The 20,210-nt window shown below is 45.5% G+C and carries 19 protein-coding genes; 7 read left to right on the plus strand and 12 right to left on the minus strand.

Annotated elements, in window-relative coordinates:
* Window positions 1–141: 141 nt before the first annotated feature.
* Both LEP1GSC061_RS14015 and LEP1GSC061_RS14020 read right to left on the minus strand, forming a co-directional pair.
* Window positions 142–942, minus strand: coding sequence for a prohibitin family protein (locus tag LEP1GSC061_RS14015; RefSeq protein WP_016546705.1), 801 nt, complete (start codon window positions 940–942; stop codon window positions 142–144).
* Between the two features lie 213 nt (window positions 943–1,155).
* Window positions 1,156–2,064, minus strand: coding sequence for a M23 family metallopeptidase (locus tag LEP1GSC061_RS14020; protein WP_040508882.1), 909 nt, complete (start codon window positions 2,062–2,064; stop codon window positions 1,156–1,158).
* A gap of 34 nt (window positions 2,065–2,098) precedes the next feature.
* Here LEP1GSC061_RS14020 and LEP1GSC061_RS14025 point away from each other — a divergent pair, with 34 nt between their 5' ends.
* The 4 genes from LEP1GSC061_RS14025 (at window position 2,099) to LEP1GSC061_RS14040 (ending at window position 6,424) form a co-directional block, all read left to right on the plus strand.
* Window positions 2,099–3,004 (plus strand): RNA polymerase sigma factor, encoded by a 906-nt coding sequence (locus LEP1GSC061_RS14025; RefSeq protein WP_016546370.1) that lies wholly within the window; start codon window positions 2,099–2,101, stop codon window positions 3,002–3,004.
* A gap of 39 nt (window positions 3,005–3,043) precedes the next feature.
* On the plus strand, window positions 3,044–3,787 hold the full coding sequence (locus LEP1GSC061_RS14030) for a hypothetical protein (protein ID WP_016546445.1): 744 nt from the start codon (window positions 3,044–3,046) through the stop codon (window positions 3,785–3,787).
* Window positions 3,788–3,865: 78 nt separating this feature from the next.
* Entirely contained in the window at window positions 3,866–5,704 is a 1,839-nt protein-coding gene (locus LEP1GSC061_RS14035; RefSeq protein WP_016546800.1) for a CHAT domain-containing protein, read from the plus strand.
* Window positions 5,705–6,424 (plus strand): hypothetical protein, encoded by a 720-nt coding sequence (locus LEP1GSC061_RS14040; protein WP_016546845.1) that lies wholly within the window; start codon window positions 5,705–5,707, stop codon window positions 6,422–6,424.
* 55 nt (window positions 6,425–6,479) lie between these two features.
* On the opposite strand, the gene LEP1GSC061_RS14045 is transcribed toward LEP1GSC061_RS14040, so the two are convergent.
* The 10 genes from LEP1GSC061_RS14045 to LEP1GSC061_RS21705 form a co-directional block, all read right to left on the minus strand.
* Window positions 6,480–6,755, minus strand: coding sequence for a phasin-related domain-containing protein (locus tag LEP1GSC061_RS14045; protein WP_016546777.1), 276 nt, complete (start codon window positions 6,753–6,755; stop codon window positions 6,480–6,482).
* Between the two features lie 155 nt (window positions 6,756–6,910).
* On the minus strand, window positions 6,911–8,506 hold the full coding sequence (pckA, locus tag LEP1GSC061_RS14050; protein WP_016546860.1) for a phosphoenolpyruvate carboxykinase (ATP): 1,596 nt from the start codon (window positions 8,504–8,506) through the stop codon (window positions 6,911–6,913).
* 141 nt (window positions 8,507–8,647) lie between these two features.
* On the minus strand, window positions 8,648–9,925 hold the full coding sequence (locus LEP1GSC061_RS14055; RefSeq protein WP_016546037.1) for a PIN/TRAM domain-containing protein: 1,278 nt from the start codon (window positions 9,923–9,925) through the stop codon (window positions 8,648–8,650).
* Between the two features lie 39 nt (window positions 9,926–9,964).
* Complete coding sequence (locus LEP1GSC061_RS14060) at window positions 9,965–10,528, minus strand: CarD family transcriptional regulator (protein ID WP_016546188.1); 564 nt, start codon at window positions 10,526–10,528, stop codon at window positions 9,965–9,967.
* A 101-nt stretch (window positions 10,529–10,629) separates the two neighbouring features.
* Window positions 10,630–11,313, minus strand: a complete 684-nt coding sequence (locus LEP1GSC061_RS14065; RefSeq protein WP_016546318.1) for a hypothetical protein — start codon at window positions 11,311–11,313, stop codon at window positions 10,630–10,632.
* Window positions 11,314–11,472: 159 nt separating this feature from the next.
* The gene (locus LEP1GSC061_RS14070) at window positions 11,473–12,249 is read right to left on the minus strand and encodes a cytochrome c oxidase subunit 3 family protein (protein ID WP_016546017.1); all 777 of its coding nucleotides are present in this window, start codon (window positions 12,247–12,249) and stop codon (window positions 11,473–11,475) included.
* The gene (gene ctaD, locus LEP1GSC061_RS14075) at window positions 12,236–13,819 is read right to left on the minus strand and encodes a cytochrome c oxidase subunit I (protein ID WP_016546649.1); all 1,584 of its coding nucleotides are present in this window, start codon (window positions 13,817–13,819) and stop codon (window positions 12,236–12,238) included. The genes LEP1GSC061_RS14070 and ctaD overlap by 14 nt, the downstream gene beginning before the upstream one ends.
* A gap of 11 nt (window positions 13,820–13,830) precedes the next feature.
* A complete protein-coding gene (coxB, locus tag LEP1GSC061_RS14080; protein WP_198014270.1) occupies window positions 13,831–14,856 on the minus strand; it encodes a cytochrome c oxidase subunit II in 1,026 nt (341 codons plus the stop codon).
* Window positions 14,857–14,883: 27 nt separating this feature from the next.
* Window positions 14,884–15,699, minus strand: a complete 816-nt coding sequence (locus LEP1GSC061_RS14085; RefSeq protein ID WP_040509187.1) for an SCO family protein — start codon at window positions 15,697–15,699, stop codon at window positions 14,884–14,886.
* A 54-nt stretch (window positions 15,700–15,753) separates the two neighbouring features.
* On the minus strand, window positions 15,754–15,912 hold the full coding sequence (locus LEP1GSC061_RS21705) for a hypothetical protein (RefSeq protein WP_016546344.1): 159 nt from the start codon (window positions 15,910–15,912) through the stop codon (window positions 15,754–15,756).
* 324 nt (window positions 15,913–16,236) lie between these two features.
* Between LEP1GSC061_RS21705 and LEP1GSC061_RS14095 the strand changes: the two genes are divergently transcribed.
* The 3 genes from LEP1GSC061_RS14095 (at window position 16,237) to LEP1GSC061_RS14105 (ending at window position 20,204) form a co-directional block, all read left to right on the plus strand.
* Window positions 16,237–17,175: a COX15/CtaA family protein gene (locus tag LEP1GSC061_RS14095; protein WP_016546529.1), complete on the plus strand. Its 939-nt coding sequence runs from the start codon at window positions 16,237–16,239 to the stop codon at window positions 17,173–17,175.
* 1 nt (window position 17,176) lies between these two features.
* Window positions 17,177–18,043 carry a heme o synthase gene (gene cyoE, locus LEP1GSC061_RS14100; protein WP_040508886.1) on the plus strand — a complete coding sequence of 289 codons (867 nt, stop codon included), beginning with the start codon at window positions 17,177–17,179 and terminating at the stop codon, window positions 18,041–18,043.
* Window positions 18,044–18,194: 151 nt separating this feature from the next.
* Window positions 18,195–20,204, plus strand: a complete 2,010-nt coding sequence (locus LEP1GSC061_RS14105; RefSeq protein ID WP_016546604.1) for a M48 family metallopeptidase — start codon at window positions 18,195–18,197, stop codon at window positions 20,202–20,204.
* Window positions 20,205–20,210: the final 6 nt, after the last annotated feature.

Below are 20,210 nucleotides of genomic sequence, written 5' to 3' on the forward strand. Positions count from 1 at the left end.
TATGAGACGAAATTTTAAGAAAAGGAATAGCATTATTCTTCATTTTCCGAGTTGGATCCGCTAGTTGGAAGCCGAACCAACGGATCTCTATAAAAACGGGGAGCTTGCGAATTCTCTCTTCCCGAGAGACATCTTTTAAGTTTACTTAATCTGGAATAATGTATTGGCTCCGGAACCCATATACGTGTCCGGATATTTACCGTCCCATTTCTTAATTCTTTCCATTTCCACCATTAAAGGGGTCAATTGTTGGCTTTTCAGTCTAAGCGCTTCGGCTTCCGCTCTGGCTTCGGCGACTTTTTGTTCGGCTTCCACCTTAACCCGTTCCAATTCGTTTTTAGCCCTAAGAGCGTCTTGCTCCGCCTTTTGTTTCAACTCGATGGAATCGGAAAACGTTTTAGAAAATTCGAAATCCTTCATGGATACCTCGTCGATCTGTATGTAGAATTTAGTAAGCTTGCCTCGTAACGAATCCTGGATATGAGTGGCCACCTCGTCCCTTTTGGTCACAAGTTCGGAAGCGGTAAACTGAGCCGTGACATGCTTCATCGTTTCCAGGATAGCAGGACCCACGATCGTATCCTCGTAAGACAATCCTATCTCTTGGTATAATTTGTTCACACTACCGGGAATCAAATGGTAGGTGAGAGTGATCTTGGTATGAATCTCCTGAAGATCCTTGGAAGGAGCCGAAGAGTTTACATCGGTCTTTTGGACGCGCACGTCTATTTGATGCACGGATTGGGTAAACGGAATGATAATATTCACTCCTTCTCCTAAAACTCTCTCGGATACCGCACCTAAGGTCGTAACTACTCCCCTATGTCCGGATCGGATACAAGCGAAAGGATTTGCGGAAAGCAGTATCAATACCAAGACTCCGCCGATTGCGATTTTCTTCCAATTTAGTTCCGGAAGTTTTGATAGAAACGAATCGTTCATTCTTATCTCCATTGCTTTTTTTAAAATGCTGTCGCCAAAACCCTGATTCGATTATTCGTTTGGAAATTATTTTCCGACAGAATTCGTTCGTAATTCCGGGGAATCGATTGTCATCCCTATAATGTATTCTCAAAAGGAAAAACGATTCGAATCTTAGGTTAAGATCGCGACCGACTGCAATATGTATCTTCGGGAGAAGTTTTTAAGACAAAATTAACGGATGCGATTCACGTAAAAAGTGAAGGTTTTTTCGGAGAGATTCTGCCTAAAATCCCAGGCCAAAACTTTGATCGAATTCTCCCCGTTACGGAAATCTAAATGACCGATTAAATACTGGTCCTTATAATATAGATCCGTAAAAGGAAATCCTTCCGGGTTCTTCCATTCCCCTTTCTCGTAATGCAAATCGGAGAAACTCGCCTTTTTCAGAAGCTGGCCGTTTAGGCTAACTTGGATTTGGGCGACACCTCTTCTTTGACCGGACTTCTTGCCTGCATCTTGGATTCCGACGGTAACAGGAAAAGCACGGGAGATATTGATGTTATCCCCGTCGTTGATCTGACTGTATTTATTCTCATCTTGGTGGATTAGTAGATTTCCGATTACGGGAGGCGTTAAATCCTCTACAGGCATGAGGACTTTCATCGGATCCTCTATGATCTTGCCGAAGTCCTTTAGCAAAACGAAATGTAAATGCGCTCCGCTGGAATGGCCGGTATTTCCCGTATAGGCGATTTTCTCACCGGCGGAAACAAGACGCTCGTCTAAAAGGCCGGGTAACCTAGTATCTTTTAAATGGTAATAAGAGGAATATATTCCGTTTCCGTGGTCCAACCATACGGAATTTCCGGTGCCGAACTCCTCTCCGAAAGGGTCATCTTCACCAAACCGCGAATAAAGGATCTTTCCCTCCGCCATGGCCAAAACCGGTTCTCCGACCGAAGCGATATCCATACCGTTATGAAAATGATCCCCTCGCGACTCTCCGAATACGGAAGTGACTTTATTTTCGATTCCTTCCGTTTTCACAGGGAAAAGAAAATTTATTACTTTATCGTTTTGCGCAAAGGTGCTTAGATGGAACGCGGCCAAAAGAATTACGAGGGGTATAATACGTCTCATTTCGTTTGGCCTTTGGTGCAAGGTTACATAAAGAATGAATTTGTCAAAGGATAAAACCCTCGATCTGGTCACCCGTTGCGGAGAAGGAGACGAGGCCGCTCTCAAGTTATTCTTCGAGTCCTATTCCGAGGACATTTATAACTTCCCGATGAAGATTTTTCATTTGAGCGAAGACGATGCGGGAGATTTCTTTCTCTACGCTTTTGAACGACTGAAAACAGGTGCAAGATTCTCCAGTTTCAAAGGTAAATCCAGTTTTAGAACGTGGTTCTATTCCGTTTTGCGGAATATGCTTATAGACTGGCAGAGGACCAAGCGGGAACTTAAGATCACCAATCTTGGAAAGATAAATAAGGAAGGGAAGGAATACGCGACGATCGAGGACGAACCCGATCTAAGACCCGAATTGGTCGAAGAAGCCCAAGAACTCACCAAATTATTCCACCAGGTCCTAGGCGAAATCGGGATCGAAAAAAGAGTCATTTTCAAACTTTCTTATATTTACTACCTCAATCTAGACGAGGAAGAGATTTCGTTCCTCATGGAGAAGACCAATCTCCCGGAAGCGGAACTGAAAAAGAAAATTTTGTCCGTTCGTTCCGAACTCTCCAAAAGAGAGGAGGAAAATATCAGAATGGAAGACAAAATTACGTCTCTATATCTGAACATCCTGGAATTAAAGGAAAAGCAGAATGCGACGGTCAAAAAGGCCCCTATTCTCCCTCAAGAGATAGACAAGACCTCCCAAGCCCTCAAAAAGAAATACGAACAAAGAAAGAAGCTTCTAGAAAAGCGCAAAAAAGGACATTTCTTAGCTCGGACCCCCTACCGAGAGGTGGCCGATTTACTGGGAATCACGGAAGGAAATGTCAGCGTCACTTTGCTACGGCTGATCGAAAAAATACAAAAAAAACTCAAATTTTCGGAATTGTCCGAGTAGAAACTATCGTCATACACCATATTGGAGCGTCGTACGCAAATGGAATCCAACCGCGAGCAAGACTCATTACCGGAAAACCTTCTTTCCCTATTCGAAGGCAAAGAAGAGCTGATGTCCGGTTTAGACAAAAATAGTAAACTGCAGAATGAACTTATTCAGATGGAGGAGGCTCTCCAGGCAGGCTTGAAGGCCGCAGGAGAAACCTATTTCGAATCCGCTTCCCGTAAGCACGTTTATAACGCCTTCCAGGAAGAACTAGACTTAGGAAAAGCCGAGCTGAACGAAGGATGGCAGGTAAAACCTTTCCCGGAATATCTGAAAAGATATGTGGAAATGGAATTAGCCCATAAGGCACAAGGTAAAGAATCGATCGTAGTAAAACTAGGAAAATCGGGAGCCCAGCTCTTCGATAGCCTAGTGGAAACTCTTCAAATCAATACTCGTGTGGATTACGCTCCTGCAATGCGTTCCGCGGTAGCAAAGGCGCCATCTGCATCCGAGTTCATCGTTTTCGAAGAGAAAGTAGACAAAGATTGCAAGTTCACCTACCAAGTCATTCAAGAAACCGACGAGACTGCTTACTTAAGTGTTAAGATTGAATGCCCTAGACCGGAAGATTTCCAAAGGGTGAATCTTTCCAAAGACGGTAGGTTTATTCTTTCCAATCAATTCAACTCCGAAGGGATCACGAATTTCTCCGGATTGAGAGAAGGAAAGTACACGGTAGAGTTCCAGGGAAAAGACTTGTCGAAATCCATCGATCTCTTTATCCTTCTGGATTAGAAGCGTTCGCGATAGCTCCTCCTTTCGGTCCTTATGTCCCGATTGGAGGATAAAATTCCACGCTGACTTCTCACTCCAATGCTGAACCTAATTATTGACAGAGTCGGTGCGGTAAACGTATTCAATATTCTAGACAGCACAGGGAGCGGATCCGAATCCCATCTCCAGTCCACGATGGACGAAGACCTAATCCTCGAGTATATTAAGGAAATCGAAAACTTAGTTCGGGTTTCGGTGGCGATTCACCAAAAGTCCCCCCAAAGACCTACTCTGGATACGGACATTCTCCACGATTTAAAAATCCTGGGAGAGACCTTTTTCGACCAATTCTTTCCCGCTCCTATCCAGGAAAAGCTTAGGTTAACCACCGAGAAATATCTGCATTTTAACATAGACCCCAAATTAGGAGTCATTCCATGGGAACTCCTACACGACGGGACTTGCTTTCTTTCCGATAAATTCTACATAGGAAAAACGGTGAGAGGAGAAGCTCACGGAGGAGCCTTTAAGGAAAAGGAAAAACTCCGGATGCTCATAATCGCCGATCCTACGGAGGATCTAGAATGGGCGCAAAAGGAAGGAGAGCAACTATTCCGAGTATTGAGCGAGAAAGTTCCTACTTCTAGATTGGAAATCGAATTCATAGGCGGTCGCCAAGTAACTAAGCTCAAGTTGCTTTCCCTAATCAAAGGAAAGAATATTATCCATTACTCGGGCCACCTGTATTTCTCGGACGACCCTCTGGAAAACGGTTGGTTGATCTCGGAAGGAAGAATCCTCAAAGCGAGAGAGATCAAGAACTCCGGCTTCAATACGGATATGGTATTTTCCAATTCCTGCCAATCCAATAAGAGCACGAATCGAAGTCTGAATTCCGACCTGATGAATAATTTCGCTGGATCCTTTTTGATGTCCGGAATCAAAAGTTTCATCGGCACCAATTGGGAGATTCCGGATAACCAAAATACGATCGACTTCACGATTCTATTCTATACGAATCTATTCGCGGATAAGAGCGTGGGAGAGTCCCTATACCTGGCCAAGGAACAGGCGAGAAGGAATTACGATCCCAGCGATTTAACTTGGACGAATTACAGTCTACACGGACAACCGAATATTCGCGTCGTATCCGATCCTGCAAAAGGCAAACCGGTCCATAAGATCATCAATCCATCTTTGATCTTTAAATTCTATCCGAATCCGATAGCGCTATCTTATTATAATTTCACAGAGAGACAAAAGGAAGAATCCCTAAATTCTTTTTTATTGATGGAGTATCTGATACGTTCTTTCGAAGAATTTTCAAAAGTTCTGGGAGGAATCCTGTTCAGCGACCATCAAAACCACGCTCTAGGTAAGTTTATTCCGAACAATCCGGACGACGCATATACCATCGATAAATGGTGGGATCTGATGTTCCAATGCCTTCACGACTTCAGAAAGTTGGAGATCTCTCCGGTAATCTCGGATTTGGGAGAGATACTATTCGCGAACAAGGATACTATTCTGAAAATGATTCAATGGATCGATCTTTACTCCAAAGGTCAGATCCAGCCCGAATCCGCGGACGGTTATCTAATTACTTTCCAATATTATTTCGAGAACCTTCTTACGGAATTGGAAGAGATGGAAAGGGTCAGCATTTTCCTAGTCTCCACGAATTCGAACAGTCATCTTTTCTTTAGGGGTTTAAAGCCGGAATCTTCCTTAGTTGCGGCTCCGATGATAAAACAGGATTTCATCGGAGAGCAGATCGAAAAGTTTCGAGGGAGAGTAATCGTGTTCCACGAGGATAGAATGCAAATCTTCCCTCTTAATTGCAATATAGTGGAAAATCCGGAATCCAAAGAGCTTGAACTCGCTTTCTTAGGATTTCGTCCCTCTAAACCCGGAAATCTGCCTCACGGCGGTTTGTAAGTGGGCCTCTGCCAACCTTCCGCCGAGGTCCCGTATTCCTGCGGAGCCTGCTGCGGGCTATTTAACCTGCAGCTTCCACCCGATCGACTTAAGTCCCTTCTGAAAGAAAGAACCGAAACTTTCCGAGAGACTGTGGATTTTTCCAAGCCGTATACGATGGCTGAATTCCGAAAGGTAAGAGAAGAGACCGAGAAGAATTTTCTAAAAAAGGATCCCCTCACATATAATTGCCCTTTCTTGGGAATTCTTCCCGGACAGCCACCTGAAGAAACGGAAGAAACCGCCCAAGTTCCGAAAAGAATCGGATGCATGATCCATCCGATTTATTCGGGCGATGCCAGGAGCCAAAATTATTCGTTCTATGGAGCTTCCATCTGCCAAGCCTACGATTGCAGGAACAAGGAACGGACTAAAGCCGAAGAATGGGAGGACCTATTTTCAGAGTTTGCATCCGATTCTTTTTCCTATTCCGCATTAGCGTCCGATTATCGAACGGTCGATCTGATCGAAGGATATCTTACCGAAAAAGGAATCCCCGAATCGGAATGGTTCGGAAAATGCAGATCCTTACTTTTCGAAATTTTGAAAATCAAGTTCGAAAAAGGCGTCTCTCTTTGGAATACTTCCTTCGAGCTGGAAATGGAAACTCCCCCGCCTATATCTTATAGGGAAAGGCTCGAAAAATGGTTAAGCCTGGAATCGGGTGATCCCAGGCTTTGAAAATATATTAGGAAATTAAGATATAAGCCGGAGAGGCTCGTTTAGAAAGGAGAGATTAAGGCTTGGATCCGTTGGAGTCCTTATTGCCGATTCCTTTTTTCACTTCTTCCACTTTTGAATTCACTTGCCCGGCAAGACCTTCGACGGAACGCAGAGCGTCTTCGATATACTTTCTGAGATTATTCGCTACTTCACTTTGATCTTGGGAACCCTTGGTGGAAAGTTCCTTAAATTCCTTTTCCACTTTGAGAAGAATGCTATCCGCTTGTTCTCTTAAAGTCTTTGCCGCTCCGATGGCGAAATTCAGAGCTTCTTTGATTTCCTTTTCCATGCTGCTGTTCCTTTCTGTGGACCGAACCCGGTTTGTAATTTATTTATGCGCCGCACAACGTCCTGTCAAGAACTTACGACCCGATTGGAAATAAAAAAGGAGTAAGAGGAAATCCTCCTACTCCTTTCAATCATTCGGACTTCTGAGAGATTAGCTCAGAGTTGAGGTCCGAAAGCGGTGAAATCGAAATCCTTGGAACCTTCGACATATTTCTTGAAGTTCTCGATGAACATGCCGGCAAGTTTCTTGGAAGTTTCGTCGTAAGCGGTCTTATCCGCCCAAGCTTCGCGAGGATCCAGGATGCTTGTATCCACGCCTTCCACAGTTTTAGGATATTCTATTTGGAAGACAGGATGTTTTACGAACTGAGACTTATCGATATTTCCGTTCATGATTTCGTCGATGATCTTACGGGTAGAAGGAAGATTCATCCTTTTACCGACACCGTAAGCTCCACCTACGAGTCCGGTGTTCATGAGATAAGCGCGAACATTGTGTTTACGCATCTTCTCTCCCAACAGCTTTGCGTAGACTGTCGGATGAAGAGTCATGAACGCGGCACCAAAACAAGCGGAGAAAGTAGCGGTAGGCTCCTTAACTCCTCTTTCAGTTCCTGCGACTTTCGCGGTATAACCCGAAAGGAAGTGATACATCGCCTGTTCGATCGACAAACGGGAAACCGGAGGAAGAACTCCGAATGCATCGTAAGTCAGGAAGATGATCACTTTTGGATGATCGCCTTTGGAAGGAACTTGGATGTTTTTGATGTGGTAGATAGGATAAGAAACGCGGGTGTTTTCGGTCTTTGCGGCGGAGGTGTAATCGACAACTTTTGTCTTTTCGTCGTAAACGACGTTCTCTAAAAGTGCGTCCCTCTTGATCGCCTCGAAGATTTCGGGCTCCGTTTTGGGATCCAGATTGATCACCTTTGCGTAACAGCCGCCTTCGATATTGAAGATCCCGTTATCGTCCCAACCGTGTTCGTCGTCTCCGATCAGCTTACGGTTCGGGTCCGTGGAAAGGGTCGTTTTACCGGTTCCGGAAAGACCGAAGAAGAGTGCCGTATCTCCATTCTTGTTTCCGATATTTGCGGAGCAGTGCATGGAGAGAATTCCTTGGAGCGGTAATTTATAGTTCATTACCGAGAAGATTCCCTTCTTCATTTCGCCACCGTATTCCGTTCCGCCGATAATACAGAGCTTTTTGGCGAGATTAAAGATCACGAAAACTTCCGAATTCAGTCCGTGCTCTTTGTATTTCTCGTTCTTCACTCCGCAAGCGTTGATGATGGTGAACTCGGGAAGCAGGTTCGCCAATTCTTCCTTGGAAGGACGAAGGAACATATTGGTGCAGAAATGGTGCTGCCATGCTTTTTCCGAAACCACGCGCAGGCCGATTCTGGTCTCGGGGTTGGCTCCCGCATATCCGTCGAATACGTAGAGTTTTTTACCGTTCAGGTAGTTGATGCATTTATCATATAGTTCTTCGAAAACTTTCTCGGAAGCTTTGAAGTTGATATGACCCCACCAGATGTTCTTATTGGAAGAAGGTTCGTCGACGAAGTATTTATCCTTCGGTGAACGCCCGGTAAAGATCCCGGTATCCACCATCATGGTCCCGTTGGAGGAAACTACGGTTTCTCCGTTATTTTTCTCATGTTCGAAAATTTCGTCGTATGTAAGGTTATGGAAGACTTCGGAGGGCTCGAGACCGAGCTCCTTCAGTCCCTTCACTTGCGTTTGGGCCTGCATTTGGCTCTCCTTATTGAGATCGTTTTTCAATTTTTTTTCGCATCGATATACCGTCAATTCGGAACCAGGTCGAAAGATTCTGCAATTCGCTTTTCGACCTGAATTCTGTCCCCTTAAAGATAGGGGACAATTTTTTCTAAATTACTGCTGCTGTTGTTGGTCTTGGAAATCTTTGCGATTTCCGAAATCGTCGGGCTTTTCGCTCTTCTCTTGGTAGTTTCCGCCGCGATTTTGATTTCTATTTTGGAAATCCTTGCGGTTTCCACGATCTTCCCCGCTGCGCTCCTGACGCTCGTAACGATTGCCTCTGTCCTCACCTCTTTCCTGATTGCGCTCGCCGCGGTCGAAGTTTCTATCTCCGCCTTTATTTCCGCGATTCTCGCGATCTCCACGGTCGCCCTTATCGGATCCTCCGTTGGAATTTGCCTTAGTGAAAATCATTTTGCCGGCAGCAGTCTGGATAATGGAAGTAACTGTTACCTTCACTTCCTTTCCGACCAGGTGGCCGCCGTTTTCTATGACTACCATGGTACCGTCTTCCAGATAACCGATACCTTGGTTCTCGTCCTTTCCTTCTTTGATGACCTGGATACCCAATTCTTCTCCGGGAAGAACTACCGGTTTAAGGGCGTTCGCCAAAGTGTTCAGGTTCAAAACCTTGACCCCTTGGAGTTCGGCTACTTTGTTCAGGTTGAAGTCGTTGGTAACGATCTTGCCGCCGGTATCACGGGCGAGCTTGATCAATTTGGCGTCGACCTCCCTAGTGTCGGAATAATCCTTGTAGGTGATTTTGACTTCGATGGAACCTTTTCTTTGAAGCTTATTCAACATCTCCAGACCACGGCGACCTCTCGCACGTTTGATCGGATCGGAAGAATCGCTGATCAATTGGATCTCTCTCAATACGAAATTGGGGAGAATTAGAGGACCGTCGATAAAATGTGTATCAGCGATATCTAATATTCTTCCGTCGATAACCACGGATGTGTCCAAAATCTTGTCCCTTACTTCGTCCTTATTGATTGGAGCGACTCCGAACGGATCCGAAACGGGTAGAGCTCCAGAGCCGCCTCCGAAGATCGCAAGACCCGGTTCTTTTGAAAAAGACTTACCTGCTCTAGCTCCGAAAAGACCTAGGATTAGGTACAAAGCGAGATTCAATTCTTCAAAACGGATAACGGTTCCCAAAAACCAAGCCACTGCGAATCCGAGCAATGCTCCGACGCCTACGCAGAAAATCACGTCTCCACGAAGTTTAGGAAAAAGTTTATTCTCACCGAACAAAAGAACGAGGGAAACGACTAGTACAAGCCCTGCTATAGAACCGGCAAAAGCCAGCTCCTGGGTTTGCTTTTGCGTTACAAAGAACGACAGCGAGGAGAGTAGGACGGCCGTTAGACCTTTATAAAAATATGCCATAACTCAAATCCTTCATATAGATTCGAGTTCTAACCGGAATTATTCTTCGTCTATGTCGACTGCGGCCACCGGGACTTTGTCTCCGACGGCAAATGCACTAGCAAGAACATCTGATACAAGGTTTCCCGCTTCTTCTTGAGAAACTCCCTTGCTAAGGGCGACTTCCATTTTTACGAGATTATAAGCGCTCTCGTAGAGCTTACGCTCCATAATGGATAGCTCTTTGCCATTCGCCCTGCGGAATAAATTCCTGCATACATCCGCTACTTCGAAAATCGACCCGGACTTGATTTTGTTCAGGTTATTTTGGTACCTGATCTTCCAGTCCTCTTCAGTATCGATCTCGTCTTTCTTGAGCAGATTGATGACTTTCTTGATGTCCTTCTTATCGATAATCGGTCGTATTCCGACTTGTTTCGCCTTATCGACAGGGATCATTACCTTCATCTTGCTACCCTGGATTTCCATTACGTAGCACTCTTTCTTTTTTCCCAGGATAACCTTTTTTGCGATTTCGGTGATTTCTCCTACACCGTGAATCGGATAAACGACGTAATCACCCACGGCATGATCGTAGCCAGATTGTTTCTTTTTGCCAGCCAATTAGTATTAAGACTTCCGTTAAAACTCTGCCCAAAAATGTAGCAAATTTTTGGGCAAAGTCAAGGAAAAAATGATTTCGGCGTATTCTACGCTTAAGAGGCCTAAAACTGCAGTTTATGAATGCCGGTACGATGAAAAATCGGATCGTTCAAAGGACGTATCAATTCTAAAGCTCGTTGCGCTTCCTCTCGTCCGTAAAAATATCCTACGAATAATTCACCCTGTTTGGAACGGAAAAAACGTCCCTGGAACTCCGGTCTCGCTCTGAGCAATTTTTTTCCAATCTCCATCGCCTCGACGGAGTCCTCGGTCGGAATCGATAGAAAATAATTTTCCTTATCGGAACGTGCCGGAAATTTCAAACCGCCGTTAGTCGCCGCCCCGTTATTACTCTTAGGAGCGGGATTTGGCTCCGGAACATTGGAAGAGCCCTCCCCATTCGAACCGGAAAGATTTTCGGAGGAAGAATTTTCCCTTTGTTCTACGGACGCTTCCGTCCGATTTAAACGACCTGCATTATAAAAAGACTGGGTCTCGTTTTGGGAAAAAGCCTGTTCTTTTTGATCCAAGCGCAATCCTACGACAACTCCCCCGGTAAACAGGGAAATGGCTCCGATCAAAACCATAAAAATGGAACGAGAACTGGGAAAAGAACGGATCGGAGAATTACTCCCTCTCACATGCTGGATGGTTTGGACGGCGGGGAATGATGAATCTCCCTGCCGAGGCACCGATCCTCGGTTTCCCGATTGTTTGAGTCTTCTTGAGTAATCTATGTTTTGCATGGATCCTTGGACCTATCGAGGTCTTCTTTTTACATATCGGCAAGAATCGGCGTTTCTTCGCTTTTTTTTGAACATTCTCCCCGACCCAAAGAGAAGAAGAAGGCATAAAAAAAGCCGGGGCGACCCGGCTTTCTTCGTTCCCGATGAATCGGGCACTCGTTATCCTACTAAGTAAAGTAGAGGGAAAAGGTAGATCCAAATTAAATCCACCACGTGCCAGAAGAGTCCCACCCCTTCTACCGGAGTGTAGTATTCGGGACCTACTTTGTTTCTAATTACTTTCAGAAGCACCCAGAAAATCAGGAAAGCTCCTGCAAGAACGTGCAAACCGTGGATACCGGACATTACGAAATAGAATCCGAAGAAAAGAGGCCAATTTTTGGTTCTTTCCAATAAGGTAAGATGCTCGTATTCGGTTTCGTCCAGATGAAGCTTATGCTCTCTTTCGCTCACGCTAAGTTTATTAGCTTCTGCGAGAAGAGCCGCGACCTTGGTCACTTTTTCTCCGGAAGGACTGAGTTCTTCGGTATAAGCGTATTTGCCCGGAACCGTTCCCACGTGAAACTTGTGGGTATACTCGAAATATTTCACTACCATGAAGATCGCGGCACAAGCGATTGTTACTGCAAGCGCGACGATCGCTTTGGATCTCAGTCCTCTTTGGACGTAGTTGATCCCGAGCGCCATAGTGAAGGAGCTAAAGAGAAGAACCACAGTGTTCAAAGCTCCCAGAACCACGGAGAGTTGCTTACTTCCTGCATGGAAAATCTGAGGATACAGAGAGTGGTAGATCGAATACGCTACGAACAGCGCTCCGAACATCAGAATCTCTGTTACAAGGAATAACCAGATCCCTTGTTTGGAAGATTGGTATTGGTGCTCCGCGCTCTCGAAATGATGAGCGTGGTGAAAACCCGCGTGATTAGCGGTACTCATAGGGCCCTCCGGTCAGTACTGGGGTCTTGTCAAAGTTTTCGTGCGGAGGAGGAGAAGGAATGGTCCACTCCAGCGTCTTTCCTCCGAAAGGATTATTACCGGCTTCTTTACCGGCAAGAAGAGCATGAATCACACCGATGAGTCCAATCAAGAATCCGGTTCCGATCAACCAGGATCCGAAAGTGGACATCTGATTCAATTCGGTGAAGTTAGGAAGATAGTCGTAGTATCTACGAGGCATTCCCAAGTTTCCGAGAATGAACTGAGGGAAGAACGTTACGTTGAATCCGGAGAAAATGAACACCCAGGAAATTCTTCCGATCAGATCGCTATAGAGCTTACCGGTGACTTTAGGGAACCAGTAGATCAAGGCACCCATAAGCGCCATCAAGGTTCCTCCCACCATCACATAGTGGAAGTGAGCGACCACGAAATAGGTATCGTGGAAGTGAACGTCCATACCGGTAGAAGCCAGATACACTCCGGTCAATCCGCCGATCGTAAAGAGGAACATGAATCCCAGTGCGAAAAGCATAGGAGCATCCAACCGGATGCTTCCCTTATACATGGTAGCGATCCAGTTGAACAATTTGATCGCAGTAGGAACCCCGACCAACATTGTAATGAAGGAGAATAGAACCCCAGCAAACTCGGATTGTCCGGACACGAACATGTGGTGTCCCCAAACCAAGAAGGAAACTCCTGCAATCGCCAAAGAAGAATAAGCGATCGCGGTGTATCCAAAAATCGTCTTACGAGAGTAAGTAGCGACCAACTCGGAGATCACACCCATCGCAGGCAGAATCATGATATAAACCGCAGGGTGAGAATAGAACCAGAAGAAGTGCTGGAAGAGAACCGGGTCCCCGCCTAACTGAGGATCGAAGATTCCTACTCCCAAGGTCTTTTCCGCAACGAGCAGAAGGAGGGTGATTGCAAGAACCGGAGTCGCCAAAACTTGGAGAATCGCAGTTGAGTAAAGCGCCCAAACCATCAAAGGAATGCGGTTCATCGTCATTCCTGGTGCGCGAAGCTTATGAGTGGTTACGATGAAGTTCAATCCCGTAAGAATGGAGGAGAATCCGATGATGAATACTCCCAGAACCATCGGAATCACTCCCGCTCCGGTCTTAATGGAAGAATACGGAGTATAGAAGGTCCAACCGGTATCTACGTTTTGCATGAACAGAGTGGAACCTGTGATCGCAGCTCCGATCATCAGCATATACCAGCTGAGGAGGTTCAATCTTGGGAAAGCCACGTCCTTTGCTCCCAGCATGATGGGAAGAACGAAGTTACCGAAGATCGCGGGGATCCCCGGAACGATCACCATGAAAACCATGATGGCTCCATGGTAGGTCATCATTCTATTGTAAACATCCGCGGTGAAAAGAGTCTTTCCAGGCGTGAATAATTCTGCGCGAACTAATAGAGCGAAAATTCCTCCTAAGAAGAAGAAGCTCATGATCGCGATAAAATACATGATCCCAATACGCTTATGATCTAAGGTCGTAAGCCAGGACCAAATCCCCTTTTGGTGATTTAGGTAATTATGTTGCTCGTGGGCCATTGTCCGGTTTCCTATTTAAGCGTCTTAATGAATTCGATGATGTCCTTAATCTCATCATCCTTGATTCTTCCTTGGAAGGAAGACATTGCAGGAGGATAAGTCGCCACGATTTTCGCGGTAGGAACTAGGATGGATTGCTTGATATAAGCGTCATCTGCAACGAGAGAAGAACCGTCGGCAAAATCCCGTTTAGTTCCGTAGAGACCCTTAAAGGTAGGTCCTACGACTCTGGATCCGTCGATGGAATGGCATCCGCTACATCCGAGGCTTCCTTTAAATAAGGCCTCTCCTCTTTGTGCAGGACCCAAGTCAGCAGCCGCTCCTTTGGAAGCCTTTTGCTGGTCTTGCCATGCGGTGAACGCTTCTCCGTCCACTACACGGATCGTAGCCATCATGTTGGAGTGCTTAGTTCCGCAATATTCCGTACAGAATACGGTGAAGTCCCCTTTCTCGATCGGAGTGAAAGTGAAAGTGGTTTTTCTTCCGGGAACCGCATCCATCTTGTTGCGGAAGGCAGGAACATAAAAACTATGAAGAACGTCGTCGGAAGTTAGAACGAAACGAATCGTTTTTCCTACAGGAACCACTACGATTTCAGGCTTGAGCAGAGTGGAATCCGCGTCGCCGGGAATCAGCTTGTCACTGCCAGGGCTGTTGATTTCGGTTCCATCCGCATACTTGAAGGTCCAAGCCCACTGACGCGCAGTCACGTGAACCTCTACGTCTCCCTTCTCACCTACTTTACGTAGATCGTGGAAAACGCTCCATCCCCAAGCGAAGATCACCATCATGATCACGAATGGGATGAAAGACCAGAGAAACTCGGCGAGGGTATTATGCGTAATGTATGCGCTTTTTTGGTCCTCGGTTTTTCTTCTGTAGCGGAAGATGAATATTACCATCCCTCCGATCAGGATGATAAAGGAAATTAATCCGGAAACGAGAAGAAAAATGTAAAGGCTATCTACATCTGCCGCCTCTTTCGTAGCTGGAACCGGCATGAAACTTGTAGCCGGTATAAATGAGAACCAGTTCATCGGATCGAAATCACTCCTACCTTATATTTATGCTGTACTAGACGAGTTTTGTTTCTTCCAAAAGCGGAATAAGAACACCGCGAGGACGGCAACAGTTAGAAATGCGCCGATTCGCATGATATTGAACGCGTATAATGTATACCTATTTTTGGATGGATCAAATTGGAAGCAAAAAAGGGCGACACGATCCGTCAAATCCCCGATTTTACCGTCCGCCGCCTCGACAAGAGACAAACGAAGAGTCCTTTCTTCCACCGGAATTCCTTTTAGATAGCGAGAGATCTTTCCTTCCGGTGTAATTACATACGCCACGGAAACATGCACCCATTGGTCGTTATACGGATTCCATTTATAAGTAAATCCCAGGCTGGAAGAGAGGGCCTTGATCTCAGGATCCTTTCCGGTCAAAAAACTCCAGCCGGATCCGTCTCCTCTTCCGTAATCTTTCAAGTAAGCCGCCTTCTTTTGTTTAGCTAACTCTGAACCTTCTTTAGGATCGAAACTTACGGCAACATAACGGAATTCTTTCCCTACTTGCCAACTTAACTCTTTTAAAGCGTTGGAAATTTCGTTCAAATAGAGATTACAAAGAGTGGGACAGCGATAGTAAACTAAAGTGAGAAGAAGGGGCTTTCCGTCTTTTAGGTAATCCCCTAATCGAACAGAGCGTCCTTCTTCGTCGATGAAAGAGAGATTCAGATCGATAGAATTTCCTAATTTTTCTTCGAGTCCAACTCCTTCCAACTCGGGAGGAACGGCATGAGCGGGAAGCTCTCTCTCTGTATCGAAGGCAAAAAGGGAAAGATGCGAGAAGAATATTACAAAAACCGCAGCGAATCGAATCCGTTGCTGCGGGTGAATGCGAGAGACCAAGTCCTTATCCCTTGCGAGTTCCTCTTACTTCGCCGGAGCGGAAGTGCTGGAAGGGGATACTTTATTGTAGTCTTCTACACCGTGGTGGACGGCGGTAAGATATACAAAATAGAGAATGTTAGCGGTCAAAACGACCACGAATGTCCAAAAACCTGCCTTGTTGTAATGGTCGTTCTGGCTCATGGAAATCGGCTCCTCAAAGATTAAGAAAAAAACGATTCGCTACATTGAAAGCGAAAGCACCTACCAATGTCGAAGACCTATCCTTTTTTTGGAAGCGTTTTTGTCTTTGCAGGATTTCTTCTCCCCAACTCGACATAAAAAGGAAGAATCCAACCTTGGATTCCGATCCAAAAAGGAAAGTTCCTTCTCTTTACGGCAGGCTCTTCTTATGAGAATCAGTCTCAGAGGAAATTCTCCTTCTCCTTCCTTTGCCAAATCTCTTGCCCCAAATCCGTCCCGCTCAAGTATGGTAACGAGACTCGAGTTTTTCGAGAAAAACAAAGAATGGCCGCAACGTCCTATCCACATTTCCGTAAGTTCGTCTATTTTCTGATCGTTTATTCGGTTTTGATTTTCCTCAATCTGCTCTACGGTCCGCTGGTGAGAGCTACTGATTCAGGATTAGCTTGTCCAGACTGGCCTTTCTGCTTCGGCAAAGTTTTTCCCGATTTCGATTTCAAAATCTTCATGGAAGTAGGGCATAGATACTATTCCATGACCTTAGGTATCATTCTGCTCGCCGGAACCGTATGGACGGTCATCGTTCCGGAATTGAGAAGACCTTTCATAGGCTACTTCCTGGCAGGAATTCTTCTGATCGTCTCCCAAGCGATCTTGGGAGGACTCACCGTACTTTGGTCTCTGGACGCTGCTACGGTAAATTTACATCTTTTGAATGCGATTTTATTCCTTCTTTGTATCGTTACGGCAACTCTGAAGGCCAAGCATCTTTTAGATTCGCAAGGCGGAGACGGTTTTCTTTCTGCTAAATCGCTTTTGCAAACCTCTCAAATCCCTTTACTAATAGCGGTTTTGTTGGTATTCTTCCAAATCATCCTGGGAGGGAGAGTCAGTTCCAATTATGCAGGATTGGCTTGTTTGGAATTTCCCACTTGCAACGGAGAGTGGCTTCCTTCTTATCCCGAGCCTAAAATCCAAATCCAAGTTCAGCACCGTCTCGGCGCCTATCTAGTAACATTTTATCTTTTGATCGTGAATCTTTACGGAGTCTTAAAAGGATTTTCCGATAAGACAAAGAATTACGTTCGCATCGCAATCGTTCTTTTACTCATGCAAATCGGCTTAGGAGTATTGAACGTATATGCAAAATTGCCTAAGCTCGTGACTGCGGCTCATACCGGAATGGCTGTGCTACTCTTTCTCTCCACTTATGCGATCTGGATACAAAGAGCCTCGGAGCTCGACAAGGAAAAGGAAGTTTAAAATGAGAGAATTCCTTTCTGACTGGAATCAAATGATCAAGCCAAGAGTGAGTTCCTTGGTTTTAGCCACCGCTATCCCAGGAATGTATCTAGGTTCCGCAAGCTCCCCGAGTAGACTCCTAGTAATAATGACTTTGTTCGGAACCTTTCTCATGTCTTCCGCTTCCTTTATCTTCAACCAGGTTTTGGAAAAAGATCGGGACGCTAAAATGAAAAGGACCGCTAACCGTCCTATTCCGGCGGGGAGAATCGGAATCGGCTCCGCTCTAGTAGTGGGATTCGCGATGACCCTTCTCGCCTTCGGAATCCTATATTACTTTGCAAATCTGCTCACCGCGATCTGCGCGTTTGCGGCTTTACTCGCTTACGTTTTTCTTTATACCATTCTTTTGAAACCTAGGACACATCAGAATATCGTAATAGGCGGAGTCGCCGGTTGCGTAGGCCCTTTGATCGGCTATGCGGCGGCTTGTAATTCTCTCCCTCTTCCGGCTTGGATTCTATTTCTGATGATCTTTCTCTGGACTCCGGCTCACTTCTGGGCTCTCGCAATTTTCTTAAAAGAAGATTATAGCGACGCAAATTTCCCTATGTTACCGGTAGTCAAGGGAGTAAAAGAAACGGGACGTTCCATTCTTTTTTACACGATTTTGTACGTCGGCTCGGTGATCGCATTCTATTGGGCGGAGCCTTCCATGGGCTGGCTGTATATGATCTCTTCCGTAGTGTTAAGTCTATCAATACTTTATCTTTCCGTAAAGTTATTCCAAAGACCGGAGCCCAAGTTCGCCAGAGGATTCTTCTTTTTCAGCATTCTCCACTTGTTTTTAGTCAACATTCTTATCTTAGTAGACCACTCGATCTCCTAAAGAAAACTCTTCCGATTTTTCGACGCGGTGTCCGAACGTATTTCGAACGGGATATAATTTATGGACAGGCGGAAAGAACTTTCTTTTTTCCGCCTTTCATAGTTGACAGTCGTTCCCTAAAGAATACTTTTTTCAACCCGGAGGTCTTCCCATGTCGGACCGTTTGATCCAGTTAAAGAATAAGTCAATTTCGCTATTTCTCGCGTCTATCTTAACCGCATTCTCCGCATATTCCGTTTCTGCCCAAAGCAAACCGGGAGAATTCGACTCGGAATTATACGCTCAGCTCGTCAGGCAGAGCAACATCCAATTCGCAAACCTGATCAAAACCAAGACCGTTTTACCCGATCATAAAGGCTGGAAGAAACCGATCGATAAGGCTTTCTCCAAACTATCGCAAAATTCCGGAAATCCTCCCTTTCCGATAATTTATAAAATCGTAAAGGATCCTTCTTTTAACGCTTTCGCAATGGCAGGGGGACAATTCTGCATCCATTCCGGAGCCTTGGATTCTCTGGACCAGATCATTTCCCAAAGAGAAGCGGACGCCGCTCAAAAAATGGATTTCTACAGGGAAAGATATATCGCAGGAGTTCTCTCCCACGAGCTGGCCCACTTTTACAACAAGCATGTCTTTAATAGTGTGAAGAAATTCTACGCGCTTAAGGACGAAACTGCGGGAAAAGCCTTTTTGGAAAGCAATCGATTCTCCCAAGAACAGGAATTGGATGCGGATCAGACCGGACTCTTTCTATTGGATAAAGCGGGATACGGTGGAGATTTCATGCTAGTCACCTTACAGGCATTAAACGAGGTGGAGCAGTCCTATAAGGAATCTTTGGCTGCGTCCAAGGCAGACAAAACAAGACCCGAGCTGATCGGATCCACATATTTCTCCAGCCACCCTTCTCCCAACGATCGTTTGTCCAGATTGAAAACGGACAAACAGGATTTGTATTCTTTCCTAGCTAAAATGGAGAAGAGTTTCGACGATATACAATTGGGTAGAAATCTGGACTCCGCGAAAAGCAATCTAGAAGAAGGACTACAAAAGTTCCCAGGTAATACTTACTTAAGCAAGGCACTTGCAGTCTGCTTGCATAAGATCTGGATGGCCACCGCTTCCAACGAAGAATTAAAATTAAAACCGGTCCTAGATATGCCTTCGTTCCGAGATACCATGGTTTTCCCTGCGGATAAAAGTAAACGAGCTGTCATGAGAATCGTTCCCGGAAACGAGGCGGCGTACAATAAGGCGCTTCAATCCTACAGAGACGTGATTGTGAAAACGGACGATCCTTACTTTCTCTCCAATTATGCGGTTCTACTCTCCTATTCCGCCGAGGAAAAAGATTTGGATGTGGCGGTTAGCGTAGCTACCAAAGCCTTCGAAGCGGAAGGAACTGTTTCTCTTGCTAATAACCTGGGAGTCGTTCTATATTGGACTGATAAGAAGGAAGAAGCCAAAGAGTTGTTCAATCGACTCGCTCTTTCGATCGATCAAAAGATCCGAAACCTCGCCGCTCAAAGCGGAAGCAATCCGCAAATCGCACAGTATCTGAAAACGATCGGAAACTCCACCGCTCAGAAACAACAGTTGGATCCGGATTATATCTACGAGAACTTCACTCCTATCCTGAATCTTGCGCTCTTGGAATCTTACGCTTCCTTGGATCCTAAATCCAAAGGCCTTGCGAATTACTATCTGAGCAATTACGATTCCACATCGGGCTGGGCCAAGGTTTTAGCCAAACTGCAAAGCATCGATCTTACGCCTTTTAACCAGCAACCGGCAAATGTCGCCTCCTTCAAAATCGGAGGAGTCGGTCCGGGAGACAAACTCGAAGATCTACTCAAAAATTGGGGAAAACCTACCCGGATCAAAACGGATAAGAAGAGCGGTCTGGAATATTTCGAATACGATTCCAAGGAGACCGCCTTTATCCTGGATATGGGAACCGTAGTGCAGGTAAACGTGGTGGGAGATAATAGCCCTGGACTAGGACAAGGAGTGACTGTAGGAACTCCTAAGGCCAATGCCGAAAAACTTCTGGGTTCGAAATTCAGGAAGCAAGGCGATTACCACGACTATTATGAAAAAGGAAAAGCCTTCGTAAAATATAATAAGAAGGGAAAAATCGATATCCTAGTCGTTCAATAAGAATCG

Source organism: Leptospira wolffii serovar Khorat str. Khorat-H2 (assembly GCF_000306115.2).
Taxonomy (GTDB): Bacteria; Spirochaetota; Leptospiria; order Leptospirales; family Leptospiraceae; genus Leptospira_B; species Leptospira_B wolffii.

Bases quoted from the DNA above. Each gene is read 5' to 3' on its own strand.
- LEP1GSC061_RS14065 (WP_016546318.1), bottom strand. From the start codon at position 11,313: ATGCAAAACATAGATTACTCAAGAAGACTCAAACAATCGGGAAACCGA.
- LEP1GSC061_RS14095 (WP_016546529.1), top strand. From the start codon at position 16,237: ATGGCCGCAACGTCCTATCCACATTTCCGTAAGTTCGTCTATTTTCTG.
- LEP1GSC061_RS14070 (WP_016546017.1), bottom strand. From the start codon at position 12,249: ATGAGTACCGCTAATCACGCGGGTTTTCACCACGCTCATCATTTCGAG.
- LEP1GSC061_RS14025 (WP_016546370.1), top strand. From the start codon at position 2,099: ATGAATTTGTCAAAGGATAAAACCCTCGATCTGGTCACCCGTTGCGGA.
- LEP1GSC061_RS14055 (WP_016546037.1), bottom strand. From the start codon at position 9,925: ATGGCATATTTTTATAAAGGTCTAACGGCCGTCCTACTCTCCTCGCTG.
- pckA (WP_016546860.1), bottom strand. From the start codon at position 8,506: ATGCAGGCCCAAACGCAAGTGAAGGGACTGAAGGAGCTCGGTCTCGAG.
- coxB (WP_198014270.1), bottom strand. From the start codon at position 14,856: ATGAACTGGTTCTCATTTATACCGGCTACAAGTTTCATGCCGGTTCCA.
- LEP1GSC061_RS14030 (WP_016546445.1), top strand. From the start codon at position 3,044: ATGGAATCCAACCGCGAGCAAGACTCATTACCGGAAAACCTTCTTTCC.
- LEP1GSC061_RS21705 (WP_016546344.1), bottom strand. From the start codon at position 15,912: ATGAGCCAGAACGACCATTACAACAAGGCAGGTTTTTGGACATTCGTG.
- LEP1GSC061_RS14045 (WP_016546777.1), bottom strand. From the start codon at position 6,755: ATGGAAAAGGAAATCAAAGAAGCTCTGAATTTCGCCATCGGAGCGGCA.
- ctaD (WP_016546649.1), bottom strand. From the start codon at position 13,819: ATGGCCCACGAGCAACATAATTACCTAAATCACCAAAAGGGGATTTGG.
- LEP1GSC061_RS14035 (WP_016546800.1), top strand. From the start codon at position 3,866: ATGCTGAACCTAATTATTGACAGAGTCGGTGCGGTAAACGTATTCAAT.
- LEP1GSC061_RS14105 (WP_016546604.1), top strand. From the start codon at position 18,195: ATGTCGGACCGTTTGATCCAGTTAAAGAATAAGTCAATTTCGCTATTT.
- LEP1GSC061_RS14020 (WP_040508882.1), bottom strand. From the start codon at position 2,064: ATGAGACGTATTATACCCCTCGTAATTCTTTTGGCCGCGTTCCATCTA.
- cyoE (WP_040508886.1), top strand. From the start codon at position 17,177: ATGAGAGAATTCCTTTCTGACTGGAATCAAATGATCAAGCCAAGAGTG.
- LEP1GSC061_RS14015 (WP_016546705.1), bottom strand. From the start codon at position 942: ATGAACGATTCGTTTCTATCAAAACTTCCGGAACTAAATTGGAAGAAA.